Annotated in this window: 12 protein-coding genes; 9 read left to right on the top strand and 3 right to left on the bottom strand. The window is 35.0% G+C overall.

The annotated features are described in order from the left end of the window. Positions 1 to 61 precede the first annotated feature (61 nt). The gene (gene metF / locus BCF58_RS12465) at positions 62 to 1021 is read left to right on the top strand and encodes a methylenetetrahydrofolate reductase [NAD(P)H] (protein WP_121462162.1); all 960 of its coding nucleotides are present in this window, start codon (positions 62 to 64) and stop codon (positions 1019 to 1021) included. Between the two features lie 35 nt (positions 1022 to 1056). On the opposite strand, the gene BCF58_RS12460 is transcribed toward metF, so the two are convergent. Continuing rightward, a complete protein-coding gene (locus tag BCF58_RS12460) occupies positions 1057 to 1740 on the bottom strand; it encodes a hypothetical protein (protein WP_121462161.1) in 684 nt (227 codons plus the stop codon). Positions 1741 to 1886: 146 nt separating this feature from the next. After that, on the bottom strand, positions 1887 to 3041 hold the full coding sequence (locus tag BCF58_RS12455; protein WP_121462160.1) for a hypothetical protein: 1155 nt from the start codon (positions 3039 to 3041) through the stop codon (positions 1887 to 1889). Positions 3042 to 3137: 96 nt separating this feature from the next. Here BCF58_RS12455 and folE point away from each other — a divergent pair, with 96 nt between their 5' ends. The 8 genes from folE to BCF58_RS12415 all read left to right on the top strand — a co-directional run bounded on the left by folE (position 3138) and on the right by BCF58_RS12415 (position 12474). After that, a complete protein-coding gene (gene folE, locus BCF58_RS12450; protein WP_121462159.1) occupies positions 3138 to 3803 on the top strand; it encodes a GTP cyclohydrolase I FolE in 666 nt (221 codons plus the stop codon). A gap of 12 nt (positions 3804 to 3815) precedes the next feature. After that, complete coding sequence (locus tag BCF58_RS12445) at positions 3816 to 4247, top strand: DinB family protein (RefSeq protein ID WP_121462158.1); 432 nt, start codon at positions 3816 to 3818, stop codon at positions 4245 to 4247. 176 nt (positions 4248 to 4423) lie between these two features. After that, the gene (cysS, locus tag BCF58_RS12440; protein WP_121462157.1) at positions 4424 to 5890 is read left to right on the top strand and encodes a cysteine--tRNA ligase; all 1467 of its coding nucleotides are present in this window, start codon (positions 4424 to 4426) and stop codon (positions 5888 to 5890) included. 244 nt (positions 5891 to 6134) lie between these two features. Continuing rightward, the gene (locus BCF58_RS12435; protein WP_121462156.1) at positions 6135 to 7301 is read left to right on the top strand and encodes a T9SS type A sorting domain-containing protein; all 1167 of its coding nucleotides are present in this window, start codon (positions 6135 to 6137) and stop codon (positions 7299 to 7301) included. A gap of 124 nt (positions 7302 to 7425) precedes the next feature. Next, the gene (locus BCF58_RS12430) at positions 7426 to 10077 is read left to right on the top strand and encodes a 4-alpha-glucanotransferase (protein WP_121462155.1); all 2652 of its coding nucleotides are present in this window, start codon (positions 7426 to 7428) and stop codon (positions 10075 to 10077) included. A 139-nt stretch (positions 10078 to 10216) separates the two neighbouring features. Next, entirely contained in the window at positions 10217 to 11218 is a 1002-nt protein-coding gene (locus BCF58_RS12425) for a hypothetical protein (RefSeq protein WP_121462154.1), read from the top strand. A gap of 179 nt (positions 11219 to 11397) precedes the next feature. Further along, complete coding sequence (locus BCF58_RS12420) at positions 11398 to 11838, top strand: hypothetical protein (protein WP_121462891.1); 441 nt, start codon at positions 11398 to 11400, stop codon at positions 11836 to 11838. A gap of 126 nt (positions 11839 to 11964) precedes the next feature. Next, complete coding sequence (locus BCF58_RS12415) at positions 11965 to 12474, top strand: ferritin (RefSeq protein ID WP_121462153.1); 510 nt, start codon at positions 11965 to 11967, stop codon at positions 12472 to 12474. Positions 12475 to 12529: 55 nt separating this feature from the next. Here the strand turns inward: BCF58_RS12415 and BCF58_RS12410 are convergent, their stop codons facing one another. After that, positions 12530 to 15670: a UvrD-helicase domain-containing protein gene (locus BCF58_RS12410; RefSeq protein WP_121462152.1), complete on the bottom strand. Its 3141-nt coding sequence runs from the start codon at positions 15668 to 15670 to the stop codon at positions 12530 to 12532. Positions 15671 to 15813: the final 143 nt, after the last annotated feature.

The following is a 15813-nucleotide window of genomic DNA, read 5'->3' as shown; positions in this document are numbered from 1 at the left end:
CGGATTATTTGCAGTCAAAACTATCAACCAGATAACTGTCGATTAACAACTAAAATATAAAATGAAGATTACTGAACATATAAAAAAGGCAAATGGAAAAACTTTATTCTCGTTAGAAGTAGTTCCACCACAAAAAGGAATCGGGATTGAAGACCTATACCGGAACATTGATCCGCTGATGGAGTTCAAACCTCCATTCATTGACGTTACCACTTCCAGAGAAGAATACATTTACATAGATAAGGGAAATGGCTTGATGGAACGCCGGATCACCAGAATGCGTCCCGGAACATTGGGAATTTGTGCTGCCATTCAGCATAAATATAATGTGGATACCGTTCCACACTTACTTTGCGGTGGCTTTACCAAAGAAGAAACAGAATACCTTCTGGTAGATTGTATGTATCTTGGAATTGATAATGTAATGGCCCTGAGAGGTGATGCCATGAAGGGCCACCAATATTTCGAGCCTACTCCCGGAGGACATGCAAGTGCAATGGATCTGGTGCATCAGATCAATAATTTAGGACGTGGTAAGTACCTTCATGATGATGACCAGATTTGTGATGAACATAATAAATTCTGCATTGGAGTAGCCGGATATCCTGAAAAGCATATTGAGGCTCCATCCATGAACTATGACCTGAAATGGCTGAAAGAAAAAGTGGATGCAGGAGCAGATTATATTGTAACCCAAATGTTTTTTGATAATAAAAGATTCATTGAGTTTGTACAAAAAGCCAGAGAAATGGGCATTACCATTCCTATTATTCCCGGAATCAAACCTATTGCCACTAAAAAACACTTAAAATTACTTCCACAGGTTTTTAAAATTGATTTACCTGAAGAATTAATCAATGAAGTGGAAAAAGCAAAAAATAATGAAGCTGTAAAGGAAATCGGAATAGAGTGGGCGATTACTCAGTGCAAAGAACTCCTTGATTTCGGAGTACCGGTATTGCATTTTTACTCTATGGGAAAAAGTGATAATATTAAGAAAGTGGCCGGAGAATTATTTTAATAAAAAAGCCTTGTAAACTTTACAAGGCTTTATTTTTATTGATTCAAGAACTTCACTAATTTTACTAAATCTTCTTCTTTATCAAATTTTATTTTGTTAGACTTAAAAAACTCTGTAAGAGAATCTTTCAACTCAGGAAGCTGAGAAATGAGGTCTTTTTGATTTCTTGGTTTCTTAATAAACCCTTTATCAGTCTTAATATAATAAACAGGATCTAATAACTTGAAGTTGGCAGGCTTATCACTTGTATAAGAGCTGTTAGCAGGAACTGCGTCCACAAATTTAGTTTTAAGTTTTTTATAGAGAGAATATTTAGGACCTGCTGCTACCTCAAAGAAATAACCGCTGAATTCATCATTAGTCTCTAATAAAACAATAGTTTGTTTAGGCGATAAAATTTCTATTCTGGAAAATTTGGATTCCTTTGGAAGTACCAATGTTTGTCCGTCTCTTTCAAATTCAACCTGATCAGCATAACTATTATATCTTACAGAAACTTTTTCATAATTTTCTGCAATCTTTGCATCTGCAAACATTTTATTCAGATAAGGAGAACCAATAATGTCATCATATGTTAAAGTTCCACCAGAATTCTCAGACCTGATTCTATTAGAAAATGCACTTCCCTCCGCAATATCAGTTTTACCCATAAGCATTCCGGTTTGAGCATTTAGAGCAACAAAGGATATTACAAAAATACTAGTAATTAATTTTTTCATTTTAAAGGCTTCAATTTAATTCAATACAAATATTACTCAAAAATATAATTTTTTAAAACAATAATTATTAAAATTCTATAAAAAGTAATAAAAAGTTATTGATTTTTAGATGTTAACAGACGTGATTTGCGACAGGTTGAGAACATTTATAAAACAGGATGTCTTTCAAAAGTTTTATTCCTGTCAAACAGATATCTGTATGTAGCTAACTTTCTGGTTACGGTAGTATCAAGGTTTTCTGCAATTTTGATCATTTTAGGATTAAAATCGCCGATCCATTGAAGTTCGGTCATCGTGAAATCGGTATGTTTTCTCAGATGTTGCGTTCCTTCCCAGATCATATAACCGTCAATCCCTTTTTTCTGCCATTCCGGAATAACGCCGAAAACAAGCCCCACCATTTTTTCATTCTTCCTAAACTTTTTATACCACAGGAATTTAAGCTTTTCTATGGGGCCGAATTTGCCATTCAAATATTTAAACCATTGGTTCAGGTCGGGGAGATTCATCCACATGGCAATAGGCTTTTCATTTTCATAAATAAACCAGGAAATATGTTCATTAATGATAGGCTTCATTGTTTTGAACATTTTCAGGACCTTCATTTCTTCCATTTGTTTTCCTTCTCCGTGTGCTGCCCAGGCTTTATTGTAAATTTCAGTGAAATCTCTGGCGAATTTTTCGAGATTATTTTTTTTCATGGGAAGTGCAGAAATCGCAGGGTTTCTCTTATGTTTTTGGTGCATCAATGTAAAAACACGGGATACTTCTCCGAAAACGGGCCGGGAAAAACAGAGCTGCTCAAAGTAAATTTTAAAACCATAATTTTCAAAGAGATCCACGTAATAAGGAAAATTATAATTCATTCCGTATAAAGGTTCTATGAATCCTTCAATAAGTAATCCCCAGAATTTGTCACGCTCACCAAAATTAATAGGGCCATCCATAGCTTCCATTCCTCTTGCCTTAAGCCATTGTTTGCAGTAATCGAAAATGAAATTGGCGGTTTCCTGATCATTAATACAGTCGAAAAAACCTATCCCGCCCGTAGGCTGTTTCTGTGTATACAGTTTATTTACGAAAACGGCTACTTTTCCTACGGTTTCATTTTTTTTATTTTTAAACAAAAATCTTTGGCATTCTCCGTTTCTGAAGAACTTATTCTTTTCGGGATTAAAAATAGCTTCGATATCCTTGTCTAAAGGCCTGATGTAATTTTTGTCGCGTTGATAAAGTCTGCGGGGGAATTCTAAAAATTCCTTTTTTTGTTTTTCATTTTGTACTTCTTCAACAATAATCATAGATTTACAGAAATGGAAGGTGAAAGATAATGTTTTTGACTCAAATTAAAATACACGAACGGATATTTCCGTATTTTTGCTGCAAATTAAATAAAAATGGTTGATTTTACTGATAACGACGATGATATTTTCACCGGAAAAGAACATACGCCTATACGTAAAGATGCTTTTGATAAATCGCCAGAGGAAAAAATAGAGAAGATTACGGAACTTTTTGGAGAAATCATGTATACTTTAGGAATGGATATGACAGATGATTCGTTGAAAGATTCTCCGAAACGTGTGGCCAAAATGTATGTCAATGAAATTTTCGGAGGATTGCTTCCTGAAAATAAACCCGGAATTTCTACTTTTTCTAATAAATACAAATACCGCCAGATGTTGGTGGAGAAAGATATCACCGTGTATTCTTTCTGTGAACATCATTTTTTGCCGATTATCGGAAAAGCGCATGTTGCTTATATCTCAAACGGTGAAGTGATTGGTCTTTCCAAAATCAATAGAATTGTTGATTACTATGCAAAAAGACCCCAGGTTCAGGAAAGACTGACTATGCAGATTGTAGATGCGCTTAAAGAAGCCTTAGGAACAAAAGATGTAGCCTGTATTATTGATGCCAAACACCTTTGTGTCAACTGCAGAGGAATAAAAGATACGGCAAGTTCTACCATTACTGCGGAACTAAGTGGTATTTTCAGGACAAATCCGATTACGAGACAGGAATTCCTGCATTATGTGGGAAGTCATGCAAAATTTGACTAAATTGAAAGCAGAATGAATTACCAGATTCTAAAAAATATTATTTTTGCGGAACTTCAGAGATTTGAAAACCTTTCTGAAGAAGATTGGTCATATAAAATTTCACCTGAGAAATGGTCAAAGAAAGAAATTTTAGGGCATCTTTGTGATAGTGCTTTAACCAATATCAGAAGATTTGTAATTACTCAGTACAAAGAAAATGATAATATTGTATATGATCAGGATTTTTGGGTGAAAGCCCAGAATTATCAGAATGTTCCGACTTCGGATATAATTAATCTATGGAAATTTCTGAACTTGCAGATTGTGCATACTGTTGAAAATATTCCAGATGAAGCGTTGAAAAGAACTTGTGATACCACAAAAACTATTCCGCAGAAATTCACTTTGGAATACATTATTCACGATTATATAGATCATTTACAATATCACTTAAAAGCAATTTAAATAATGATTAAATTTAAAAAAGTTTCAAATAAAATTTTTCTGGTAACCATTATCTGTTGTTGCTGAAAATCTTAGTATAAAGATCTTGATCTTTTATAATAGAAGCTTATTAAATGTTATTAACTTTTACATTTTTACATTTAAAACTAAATTCAAATCATTAAATCAAACTAAAAATGCAACTAAAAATATATAATTCGCTTACAGCGGAAAAAGAAATATTTAAACCAATTTTAGAAGGCAATGTCGGGATGTATGTTTGTGGTCCTACCGTGTACAGCAATGTGCATTTGGGAAATGTAAGGACTTTCCTTTCTTTCGACTTTATCTATCGTACCTTGATGCATTTAGGGTATAAAGTGAGATATGTAAGAAATATTACAGACGCAGGTCACCTTACAGATGACGGGAATGTAGAAAACGACAGATTCGTAAAGCAAACCCGTCTTGAAAAACTGGAGCCGATGGAAATCGTACAAAAATATACCGTGGATTTTCATAAAGTTCTGGAAATGTTCAATCTTTTACCTCCGAATATTGAGCCTACAGCTACAGGTCACATCGTAGAGCAGATAGAATTGACTCAAAAATTAATTGAAAGGGGTTTTGCTTATGAAAGCAATGGCTCCGTTTATTTTGATGTCCTTGAATACAATAAAAGGGGATTGAACTATGGAGAACTTTCAAAACGAAATATTGAAGAGCTTTTTGCGAATACCCGTGATTTGGACGGCCAGGGTGAAAAGAAAAACCCACAGGATTTTGCCTTATGGAAAAAAGCATCTCCAGCTCATATTATGAGATGGAACTCACCTTGGGGAGAAGGTTTCCCGGGATGGCATCTGGAATGTACAGCCATGAGCACCAAATATCTTGGTGAAAATTTTGACATTCACGGAGGTGGAATGGATTTGAAATTTCCACACCACGAATGTGAGATCGCACAGGGAAAAGCATGCAATGATACTGCTCCGGTAAATTACTGGATGCATGCGAATATGTTGACAATGAACAGCCAGCGTATGAGTAAATCCACAGGGAACTATATTTTACCGATGCAGTTGGTTACAGGAGAAAATGATTTCTTTGAAAAACCTTTCCATCCTTCAATTGTACGTTTCTGTTTCCTTCAGGCTCATTACAGAAGTGTCCTGGATATTTCCAACGATGCTATGATTGCCAGTGAAAAAGGGTTCATCAGGTTGATGGAAGCGGTTAAAGTATTGAATTCAATAACTCCGGATGATAGTAAAGAATCCGGATTCAACCTGGAAGAGTGGAAAAACAAATGTTATGAAGCCTTAACGGACGATTTTAACTCACCAATTCTGATCGCTCATTTATTCGAAGCGGTAAAATTCATTTTTGCTTTAAATGATGAAAAAGAAACTATTTCAACAAAAGATCTGGAAGATTTAAAATCTACGTTGAATGCCTTTATCTTTGATGTTTTGGGATTACAAACTATCGAAGAAAATAATAACGAAAAGTTAGATCAGACTTTAAAAGTTTTAATTGAATTAAGAAACCAGGCAAGAAAGTCTAAAAACTTTGAGCTGTCAGATCAGATCAGAGATAAGCTTCTTGCGGAAGGAATTGAATTAAAAGACGGAAGAGACGGAACAACTTACGTTTTAAATTAAATTCTAAGCTCTTAAAAAATATATTCTCTCGCAGATTTTGCAGGCAACTCAGATTTACAATACAATCATCTGCCGAGTCCGTAAAATCTGTGAGAGTTTTTTTATCCGGTATTTGTTTATTCGGAGAGAAGCGAAGAATCCCTTAACAGCTTATATGTAGTATTACACAATTTTTTATGATTCAATTCAAAAATTGTGTAACTTAGTCATACTAAAATGATTACGAATCTAAATTCTACATATTATGAAAAAACATTTATTCCCTCTATTTTTGTTGGTATTAAGCATGAATGCTCAGGCACAGCAAGATTTTTTTGCACTGACAGGAAAAGATACTCCAAGTATTGTTTTTAGTGATTTTCGTGCAATAGATCCGGTAAACGGCATTTCCGGGGAAAGAGTTTTTACGGCTGAAACTTCTCCAAAAGTATTTTCACAGCTAAGAAACTCTTCGGTGGCCGAAGATAAAACCTCTTACAACCATTCCCAGTCGATGACTATGGCAACACTTGCTTATGATTCATTTAATAATCATCTGGTGTATATGCCCATGTTTTCTTCTAATATCTATGTATTGAACCCCAAAACCAAGGAAATCACATTGGTTGAAAATACGACAGCCAGAGTGACTTCATGTGATATCAATTCCCATTTGACAAGAATGGCAACAGGATATGACGGGAATATATATGCAATTAATAATGCAGGCACCCAGTTTCTTCAGATCAGTAAAAAAAATAATCAGTATGTGGTTAATGATCTCGGTATCATAAAAGATGATTCAGGGAATGGCAAAAATTCTTTTACAACCATTGAAACCGGTTTTGGTGGAGATATGATTGCGGATTCGGATAATAACTTTTATGTTTTTTCCGCTTCAGGTAATGTTTACAAGGTGGTAACAAAAGAATTGAAAGCAAAATTTGTTGGAAAAATAGCCGGAATCCCGGACAATTATTCGGTAAATGGCGCAGCAGTGAATTCCCGGGGAAAAATTGTAATCGCAAGTGCGAAAGGGTCCCCGTTGTACGAAGTAGAATTGGAATCTTTACAGGCAAAACAACTTCCGGGAGAACAGAATCTTCACATCTACGACCTGGCCAGTAAATACTTTGTGAATGATAGGGCAACCGCTGCCAATCCGATTGCCAATCTTGATATTTATCCTACCAGAGTTGATGAACAAGTAATCCATGTAAACGGTAATGATAAAACTTTAAAAGGAAATCTTAAACTTACCGTTTTTGATATTTCCGGTAAAAGTGTCATGAACCAAAACTTAGCTGTGAAAAACGGTTCACTGGATCAACAGGTATACCTGAAAAATCTTGTAACCGGAGCTTATATTGTAAGCATTACGGATGAAGCAGGAAAAATAGTATTGAACAAGAAAATTCTGGTTACGGAATAATCTTTAAATTTGCTAAAAGAAATATGACCTTTTCAAGTATTTGAGAAGGTTTTTTTAATGAATATTTGATATTCAAGAAGTTTTATTTTTCGAGATTAAAATGTATTTTTATAAAAAAATATAAATGAAACTATACTTTAATATAGGTTACAGCACGAAAGTCGGTGAGTCCCTGAAGTTGGTCATAAACGAAGAAGGTGCCGTTTCCAAAACCCACACAATGTTCTATACCGAAAACGGTTTGTGGAAATGTGAAGTAGACTATTTTTCAAAATCGATTTCTTATACATATGAGCTTATTGATGAAAAAGAGAATATAGTGAAAGAAGAATTTGTTCCGCATCATCTCAATTTCCCTCATAATTATAAGGAGTTTGTCATTTTTGATGAATGGAATAATAAAAATTTCCCGGAAAACTATCTGAACAATAAAATCCTTCATAATAAACTCAATCAATTTATCCCTGAGAAAATAACGGTTTTAAAAAAGCATACCCATTTATTCAGAATTGAAGCTCCACTTTACAATCCGGACTGGAAGATTGTATTGTTTGGAAGTACTGCTTCATTGGGAAATTGGGATTATGAGAAAGCTATCCATCTTTCGCAAACCGATTTCGGAATCTGGGAAACCTCTGTTGAAATTCCAGAAAACGAGTTTATTCAATACAAATATTGCATCTACGATCGTAAAGAAAACCGGATTATTGATGTGGAGACCGGCGAAAACAGATTTACGGTAGCCAATCCTGTAAAAGATGTTTTACAGATTGTTTCCAATCATTATTTTAGGTTCAAGGCCTATCAGATGTATCATGACGCAGGCGTAGCCGTTCCAATATTCTCTTTGAGAAGCGAAGAAGGATTTGGAGTAGGTGAGTTTTCAGATATGAAAAAGCTGGCGGATTGGGCCAAAGAAACCCATCTTGGAATTATTCAAATTCTCCCTATCAATGATACCACAGCCAATTATTCATGGACGGATTCTTATCCTTATGCTGCTGTTTCCGTCTATGCTCTGCATCCGCAGTATATTTCATTAGAGAATCTTGATTTTTCATTACCTAAGGATTTAGTTGAAGAATATTTATCAGATAAAGAACAACTTAATGCCCTTGAATTGATTGATTATGAAAAGATGATCGAATCGAAATGGAAATATTTACAAGCAGTTTTTACCACTGAAAAAGATAAGATTTACAGGGACAGAAGCTTTAAAAAGTTTATTAAAGACAATGAAGAATGGCTGATTCCTTATTCTGCATTTTGTGTATTAAGAGATAAGTACAAAACTCCGAACTTTAATGAATGGAAAACGCACAAAAAATATATTGCAGGTAAGATTTTGCAGTTCTTTTCTCCCAAAAGCAAAGATTATGATGCTTCAATGTTGCATGCATGGGTACAGTTCCAGCTTCATAAGCAATTAAAAGATGCCATTGATTATACCCATAGTTTAGGTGTATCTGTAAAAGGAGATTTACCGATCGGCATCTACAGGTATTCGGTAGAAGCCTGGGCAGAACCGGAATTATTCGGGATGGATTTCCAGGCAGGAGCACCACCTGATCAATTTACAGAATTGGGTCAGAACTGGGAATTCCCAACCTATAATTGGGAAGCCATGAAAGAAGACGATTACCGTTGGTGGAAAAACAGGTTCAAAGCTTTGGAGCAGTATTTTGACGCGATGAGAATTGATCATATTCTAGGATTTTTCAGGATATGGAGAATGCCAATTTCTGCTACTCAGGGTATTTTGGGATACTTTTACCCGGCGGTTCCGATTGTTTTGGATGAATTTAAAGCGCTGCATATTCCGTTTAATTTTGACAGATATTGTAAACCATTCATCAACGAACAGATTCTTTGGAAATATTTTGGCGAGAATAAGGCTCAGGCTCTTGAATTTATTCATAATAATCATAATGGAACCTATTCTTTTAAAGAAGAGTTTGATACCCAAAGAAAACTTTCCGACTTCTTTAAGAAAAATCCGCGAGGCCCGATTGAAGAGTCATTGATTTCTCTGTGTGCCAATGTTTTGTTCTTAACGGAAGAAAGAAACGGAGAAACGGTATATCATCCAAGATTTAATGTTTATCATACAGATTCCTATCAATATCTGTCTGACTGGGAAAAGAAGGTCCTTTATGACCTGTACCATGATTATTTCTTCAGAAGACAGGACCATTTATGGTATGAAAAAGCCATGGAAAAGCTTCCGGTAATTTTAAATGCTACCGAAATGTTGATCTGCGGAGAAGATTTAGGCCTTGTTCCTGCTTGTGTACCTGTAGTGATGGATGAATTGGCAATCATTGCGCTGAAAGTTCAGCGTATGCCTTCCGAGAATATTCCTTTTTATAATCCTAAAAATGCTTCCTACCTGAATGTAGTAACCGCTTCTTCACATGATAGCTCAACACTCAGACAGTGGTGGAAAGAAGATCCTGCACTCACCCAGAAATATTTTAACCAACAACTGATACAATATGGAAAGTCTCCTGAGGAATTGGATTCTCATTTGGCGGAGATCATTATGAAGCAACATCTTTACAATGACGCAATGCTTGCCATTTTCCCCATTCAGGAATTTTTAGCAACGGATGAAAGATTAACCAATGAGAATATGGATCATGAAAGGATTAATAATCCCGCTGTTTTCCCTCATTACTGGCGTTACAGAATGCACCTGAAATTAGAAGACCTGAAAAATGAAAATTCATTCAATGAAAAAATCGCCAACTGGATAAAAGATAGCGGAAGATCATAAATTTAACATTTGATTATCAATTAGTTAATGATATTTTAAAAGAAGTTTGATCAAAAGATTTAACTTCTTTTTTGTATTCCTATCAAAGAAGTAGAATAGAGATATTCTGCTATATATTAACCAATTAACGACTATAGAGATGAAAAAGATACTTTTGGGATTTGCATTGAGTCTGGCGACTTTATCGTTTGCACAGCAATATCCAAATAATGGTTGGGGAAATGACGAATATGATGACGGATATTATAGTGATGACGATGACAGAGATTATTTTCCGGATGATTACTATTATAATTATCCTCAGGATTATTATCCGGACGATTATTATCAGAGTTACTATAATGATTACAGGAACAGTATTATTTCCATCAACTGGAATGTATTTTTCAGACAAAACAGATTGAACAGATGGCAAATAGATCAGATTTTGTATCTGAACAGCTTATATTCCTCTTTTTCTGTTTGGAATAATTTTTACAGATATAACCCGGACAGATGGTATTATGACAGGTTTTATGCATTGGAAAGAATTTTAGGACCAAGAATATTCATTGTTTTCCAGAACAATTATTACCGCGGTTACAGCCCTGTAATATATTTCCAGAACTACAGGAGAACATATTACGCTCCTAGATTTAGAGTAATGCCTCGTTACAGAAATGTAAATGTTCATGTTTATAGAGTGGAAAGAAGCAGATTCCGTCAGGATAACCCAACATTGAATATTGTAAGAAGAAGTTCAGGAGACGGTTTCAGAGGCTCTAATGGTAACGGGAATAATGGTTTCCGTGGACAAGGCAATAATGGAGTAAGAAACAATTCCGGCGGGTTCCGTAATTCAGATAATAATGGTGTAAGAAATAATGATAATAATGGCGTAAGAAATAATGGGGGATTCAGAGGGAATTCAGAAAATAATGGTAACTTTAGGAATGATGGCGGCTTTAGAGGAGGAAGACAGGACGTAAGAAGAGAAGATAACTCAAAAAGACAGGATAATAACGGATTCCGAGGCAATGAAGGAGGTTTCAGACAACAAAGAAACGAAAGCGCTCCAAGAATAAAAAATAATGCTCCAAAACAGCATAATGGGAATGAAGGCAGAGGCGGAGGATTCAGACAAAAATTAGTAAAGAATTAATATTTTCATATATTATATTTAAGTGGTGTGAAGGGCAGATTTTTTATAAATCTGTCCTTTTTTTGTGAATTGATCTTTTGTTATTTAAAATTAACATTTTTTATGAAATGTTCCATTTAACTTCTGGTTTGTTATGGAATCAAAAAGATATAAAAAGAATAATTAAAATATTTTTAAAGATGAAAAAATTAGTTTTAGCATTAGCATTAATCGTAATGGGAAGTTTTGCAATGGCACAACAAACTCCACAGGACAAACAGGCAAAAAGAGCTGAAATGCAGAAAAAAATGCAACAAAGAGAGCAGGAACACTTAGCACAAATGCAGAAAGATTTAAACCTGAACGCAACACAGGTAGACAAGATAAAAGCTCTTCATGAAAAAAGAAAAGCAGAAATGAAGGCCGATTTCAATAAAAATAAAGAAGCAAGAGAAGCGAAGATGGAACAGATGAAACAGAAAAGAGCACAAATGGATGCTGAAATGAAACAAATTTTAACTCCGGAACAATATGACAAATGGCAGGCTGATAAAAAAGCTAAAATGGAGCAGAGACATGCGATGATGAAAGACAGAAAAATGAAAAAAGCAATGCATACAGCAACTCCGGATGCAAAATAATAGTTTGTAATTTTGATTTTTTAATGTGAGAAGGGCAGAAGTAATTCTGCCCTTTTTGTATTAAATTTCATTAAATCCTTTGAATTCGGGCTTAATTTCCATAATTTTGAATATAAATTTTTTATTATGGTCAGTGAAAAAATCGCAAAATTAATTAATGAACAAATAGCACACGAACAGTATGCTGCACAATATTATCTTTCCATGTCTGCATGGTTTTCAGGAAAAGACCTGGACGGAATTGCCAATTATTTCAGAGTTCAAAGCAAAGAAGAGTTGATGCATGCAGATAAAATGTTTGATTATTTAAATGATGTAGGTGGAGAAATCATTATCGGAGAAATCCCGAAACCACCCCACGAATTTGAAAATGCCACCGATATCTTTGAAAAAGCATTAGAACACGAAAGAAAAGTGACCAAAAGTATTTTCAACATTGTTAAAAATGCAAATGACGAAGGTGATTTTGCAACAACTTCTTTCTTACAGTGGTTTATTAATGAGCAGGTAGAAGAAGAAGCAAGCGCATCTCAATATGTTACCAAAATCAAAATGGTTTGTGATAACCCTTCTGCATTGTACCTTTTTGACCAGGAACTGGCTCAGAGGGTCTTCAATCCGGGTGCGGAGGCATAATTATATTTCATAGAAATAATAGTTTCGGCGGAGCCAAAGGCTCCGCCGAAACTATTTATAAATAAATAAGCTGTGTCTTAGTCACATTCATGCCCAGGCTTTCCAGTACTTGTTTATAGGTCTCTATCTGCCGGTCATTTTTTTCAGAAACTTCCCCGGTCTTAAAATCTACAATAATACACCCTTCCTCACCTTTTAAAATGCGGTCTGGTCTGTAAATCCTGCTTTCCCCGTTTTCAGAAATCATAATATCTTTTTCGTTAATAACCACCCATTTTTCATCAAAAAATTCGGCATAAGTCGTAACGATTTCCAATAATGTTTTCTGGATCTCATTTTTTTCTTCCCATGTAATCTGGCCCTCAAGAACATAGCTTTCCAATACTTTTCCGATATCTTTTTCAGTGTTGATTTTAGATAAAAGCTCATGTACAAAAAGACCTATTCTTACCTTTTCATTCCGGACCTGATAATTTTTTGACGGAGTCGCAATTTTTATGGAAGTACTGTTCTCATCCATATTTTTCAGATTGCGGATGTCTTTTGTGATAAAGGATGAGCTTCTGTCTTTTAAATGCTTTTTCAGCATTTCAGGTGATACATCGTACACGTCAAACTCATCTGTGTTTCCTGTATTCTTGGTTTGAAGAAATTCCAGAAGTTCAAGATTATTGCTGGATTTATTAGGCTTTTGCAGATAGAAAAACAATTGCTCAACAGGTCTGGTTGTAGCTACATATTGCAGGCATAACCTGTCAACAAGATTTTTATAAGAGTTTTGCCTGTTGAATTTTTCGATCTCCTCATCATATACTTCCAGATTTTTGCTGAACTGGTTTATATTCACAGACTTCAAAACTTCATCCTTGCTGGTTTCAAACCAATTGGTAAACTCATTATCGCGGTTTTTATTCATCATCGGAATAAAAACCACGGGAAATTCCAATCCTTTTGCTTTATGAATGGTCATGATCTGTATGGCATCAATATTTTCCGATGCCTGAATACTATGGGTAGAAGCTTCCTCATCCCAGTATTTTAAAAATTCTTTTGTACTGGCTCCCGCATTTTGCGTAAAATTAAAGAGCATTTCCAGAAAGTTCAGGATAAAATCTGTTTCTTTATTTTCAACGGAAAATTCATTGACATAATATTCAACAAAATTGTAAAGGTTGAATTTTGGAAAATGATCCTGCTTGAGTTTCAATGAATAGGTATCCCGGATAAATTGTAAAATTTCTTCATGAGAATCAATTTTCAGGATGGCATCCATTTCCAGTGTAAAATCCGGCATCGTAATTCTCCCTAAATGATTAAGATGATACATCATCATAATTAAATTAGGCTTATTTTTAGGATTTGCCTCCCATCTTAAAAACTCAATAACGGCTTGCAGTGTATCGGATAATTCCAGTGTAAGACCTTTTTCCGAAATGGTCTTGATATTGGTTTCATCACCGCGATAATTTACTTTCAGATTTCCAAGCTTTTGAGAATAACTGAAAATATCGAAATTGCCACGGCAAAGAATGGTGATATCAGAAAATGTGAATCCATTATCAAGGCATTCCTGGATATCCCGTTGCATTCTCTCCGAAGTATCGTTGTAAAAATCTTCGTTGGTCAGATTTTCAATAAGGCTTACTTTTACACGCCCATCAATATCGGATTTCGGATTTTGTTCCGCATCAATACCGAAAATATTTTTATGCTCTTCTTCTAAAATATCAGCATGGAATCTATAAAGTTCATTATTAAACCTCACAATATTTTTGGCACTTCGCCAGTTGTCTTTTAAAACAAGTAATTCAGCTTCTTTGGGTGAAACTTCCTTTTTATTAATAATGTCCAGCATTAGCTTGCTTTCTCCACCACGAAACCGATAGATGCTCTGTTTCGGATCTCCAACTAATGTAAAAGAAGTGTTTTCCATGGAAACACTATGATCTCTTAAAGGAATAAAATTCTGCCACTGCAGTTCCGAAGTGTCCTGAAATTCATCAAAAAAATAATGTTGGAACTGGGATCCCACCTTTTCATAGATGAACGAGGAAGGCTCATTTTTAAGATTCTCATTAATAAGAATATTGAATTTTGAAAGCAGGACCAGATCATTTTCCTCTTCAATTTTTCTTAGTTCATCCTGGATATCTTTGTTAACTTTCAATGGAAGAAGAGCAGATAAAATCTTTTCTTTTTTCTGGGTTTCAATATACAGAAGTATAAGCTTCATCCTGTTGTCCAGCAATTGATCCAGAATTTCAAAAATTTCAGATTCTTTATGTTTGGACTTTGAGGCAGCCCCCTTCCTGTAATTGTTAACAACGGACTCTTCCTGTGTGGTAGGAAAAGGAAATCCTGATCTTTTTTGCTGATAGAAATCTAAAACCTTTGTGAAAAATCCACCGATCCCGTTTTTTCCCTGGGCAAAATCTTCAATCTCAATATTCCTGGATTTAAATAACTCAATAGATTGGGCAGCAAGTTCCGCAGATTGGGTTTTATTCAGCACAATCTCTTTACGGATCGTATTTTTTATATTTTCATAATTGGTATCATCAAATTCCCTGTTGCTTTTAAGATTTTCGTAATGAATATCTTTTACAAATTCTTTGGCGGAATCGTAAAGGCTTTTATTGAGATTGATACGTTCATTATTTTCCAGGCTGTAATCCACATAATCCATGAACGAATTGGAAATGGTATCGTTTTCTCCAATCTGATCAAGCATTTTATCTACCGCTTCAATCAGAAAAGGTTCGGCTTCAATTTCGAGATTAAAGTTTTTAGCCAATCCCAATTCATAAGAAAAGCTCCTTACCAGACGGGAATTGAAACGGTCGATAGTCCCGATGTTCAACGTTGAATAATTATGCAGGACATAGTCGAGCAATTTTTTGGCTCGAACATGCAGTTCATCAATTGTGATGCGTATACCTTCTTCTTCAAAAGCTTTCTGAATATTTTTAAGATCAGTATTCTCAGCATAATCCTGGGCGGTGAAGCTTCCCAGCCACGACAAAATTCTTTCCTTCATTTCATTCGCCGCTTTGTTGGTGAAAGTCAATGCCAGGATATTTCTGATCGACTGTTGTTGATTGGGATAACGAAGACAGATCATCAAGAGCCTTTGAACAAGGGCATAGGTTTTCCCCGAACCCGCAGAAGCATTGATAACTGTATAAGAATTTTGCATTTCAGAATGAGAATTAACACTGCAAGTTAACTAAATTTTAAGTGAAATTTTAACAATTTCATCAGGGTCTTTAACAAATTGGGATTCAGAAATTCTAAAAAAAATCCTAAAACCGTTAAGTGTGGTTAAACTTATAGGAAAAT

It is taken from the genome of Chryseobacterium defluvii (assembly GCF_003634775.1).
Lineage (GTDB): Bacteria > Bacteroidota > Bacteroidia > Flavobacteriales > Weeksellaceae > Chryseobacterium > Chryseobacterium defluvii.
The sequence above is the reverse complement of the archived record's forward strand: the minus strand, read 5'-3'. Positions and strand labels throughout refer to the sequence as shown.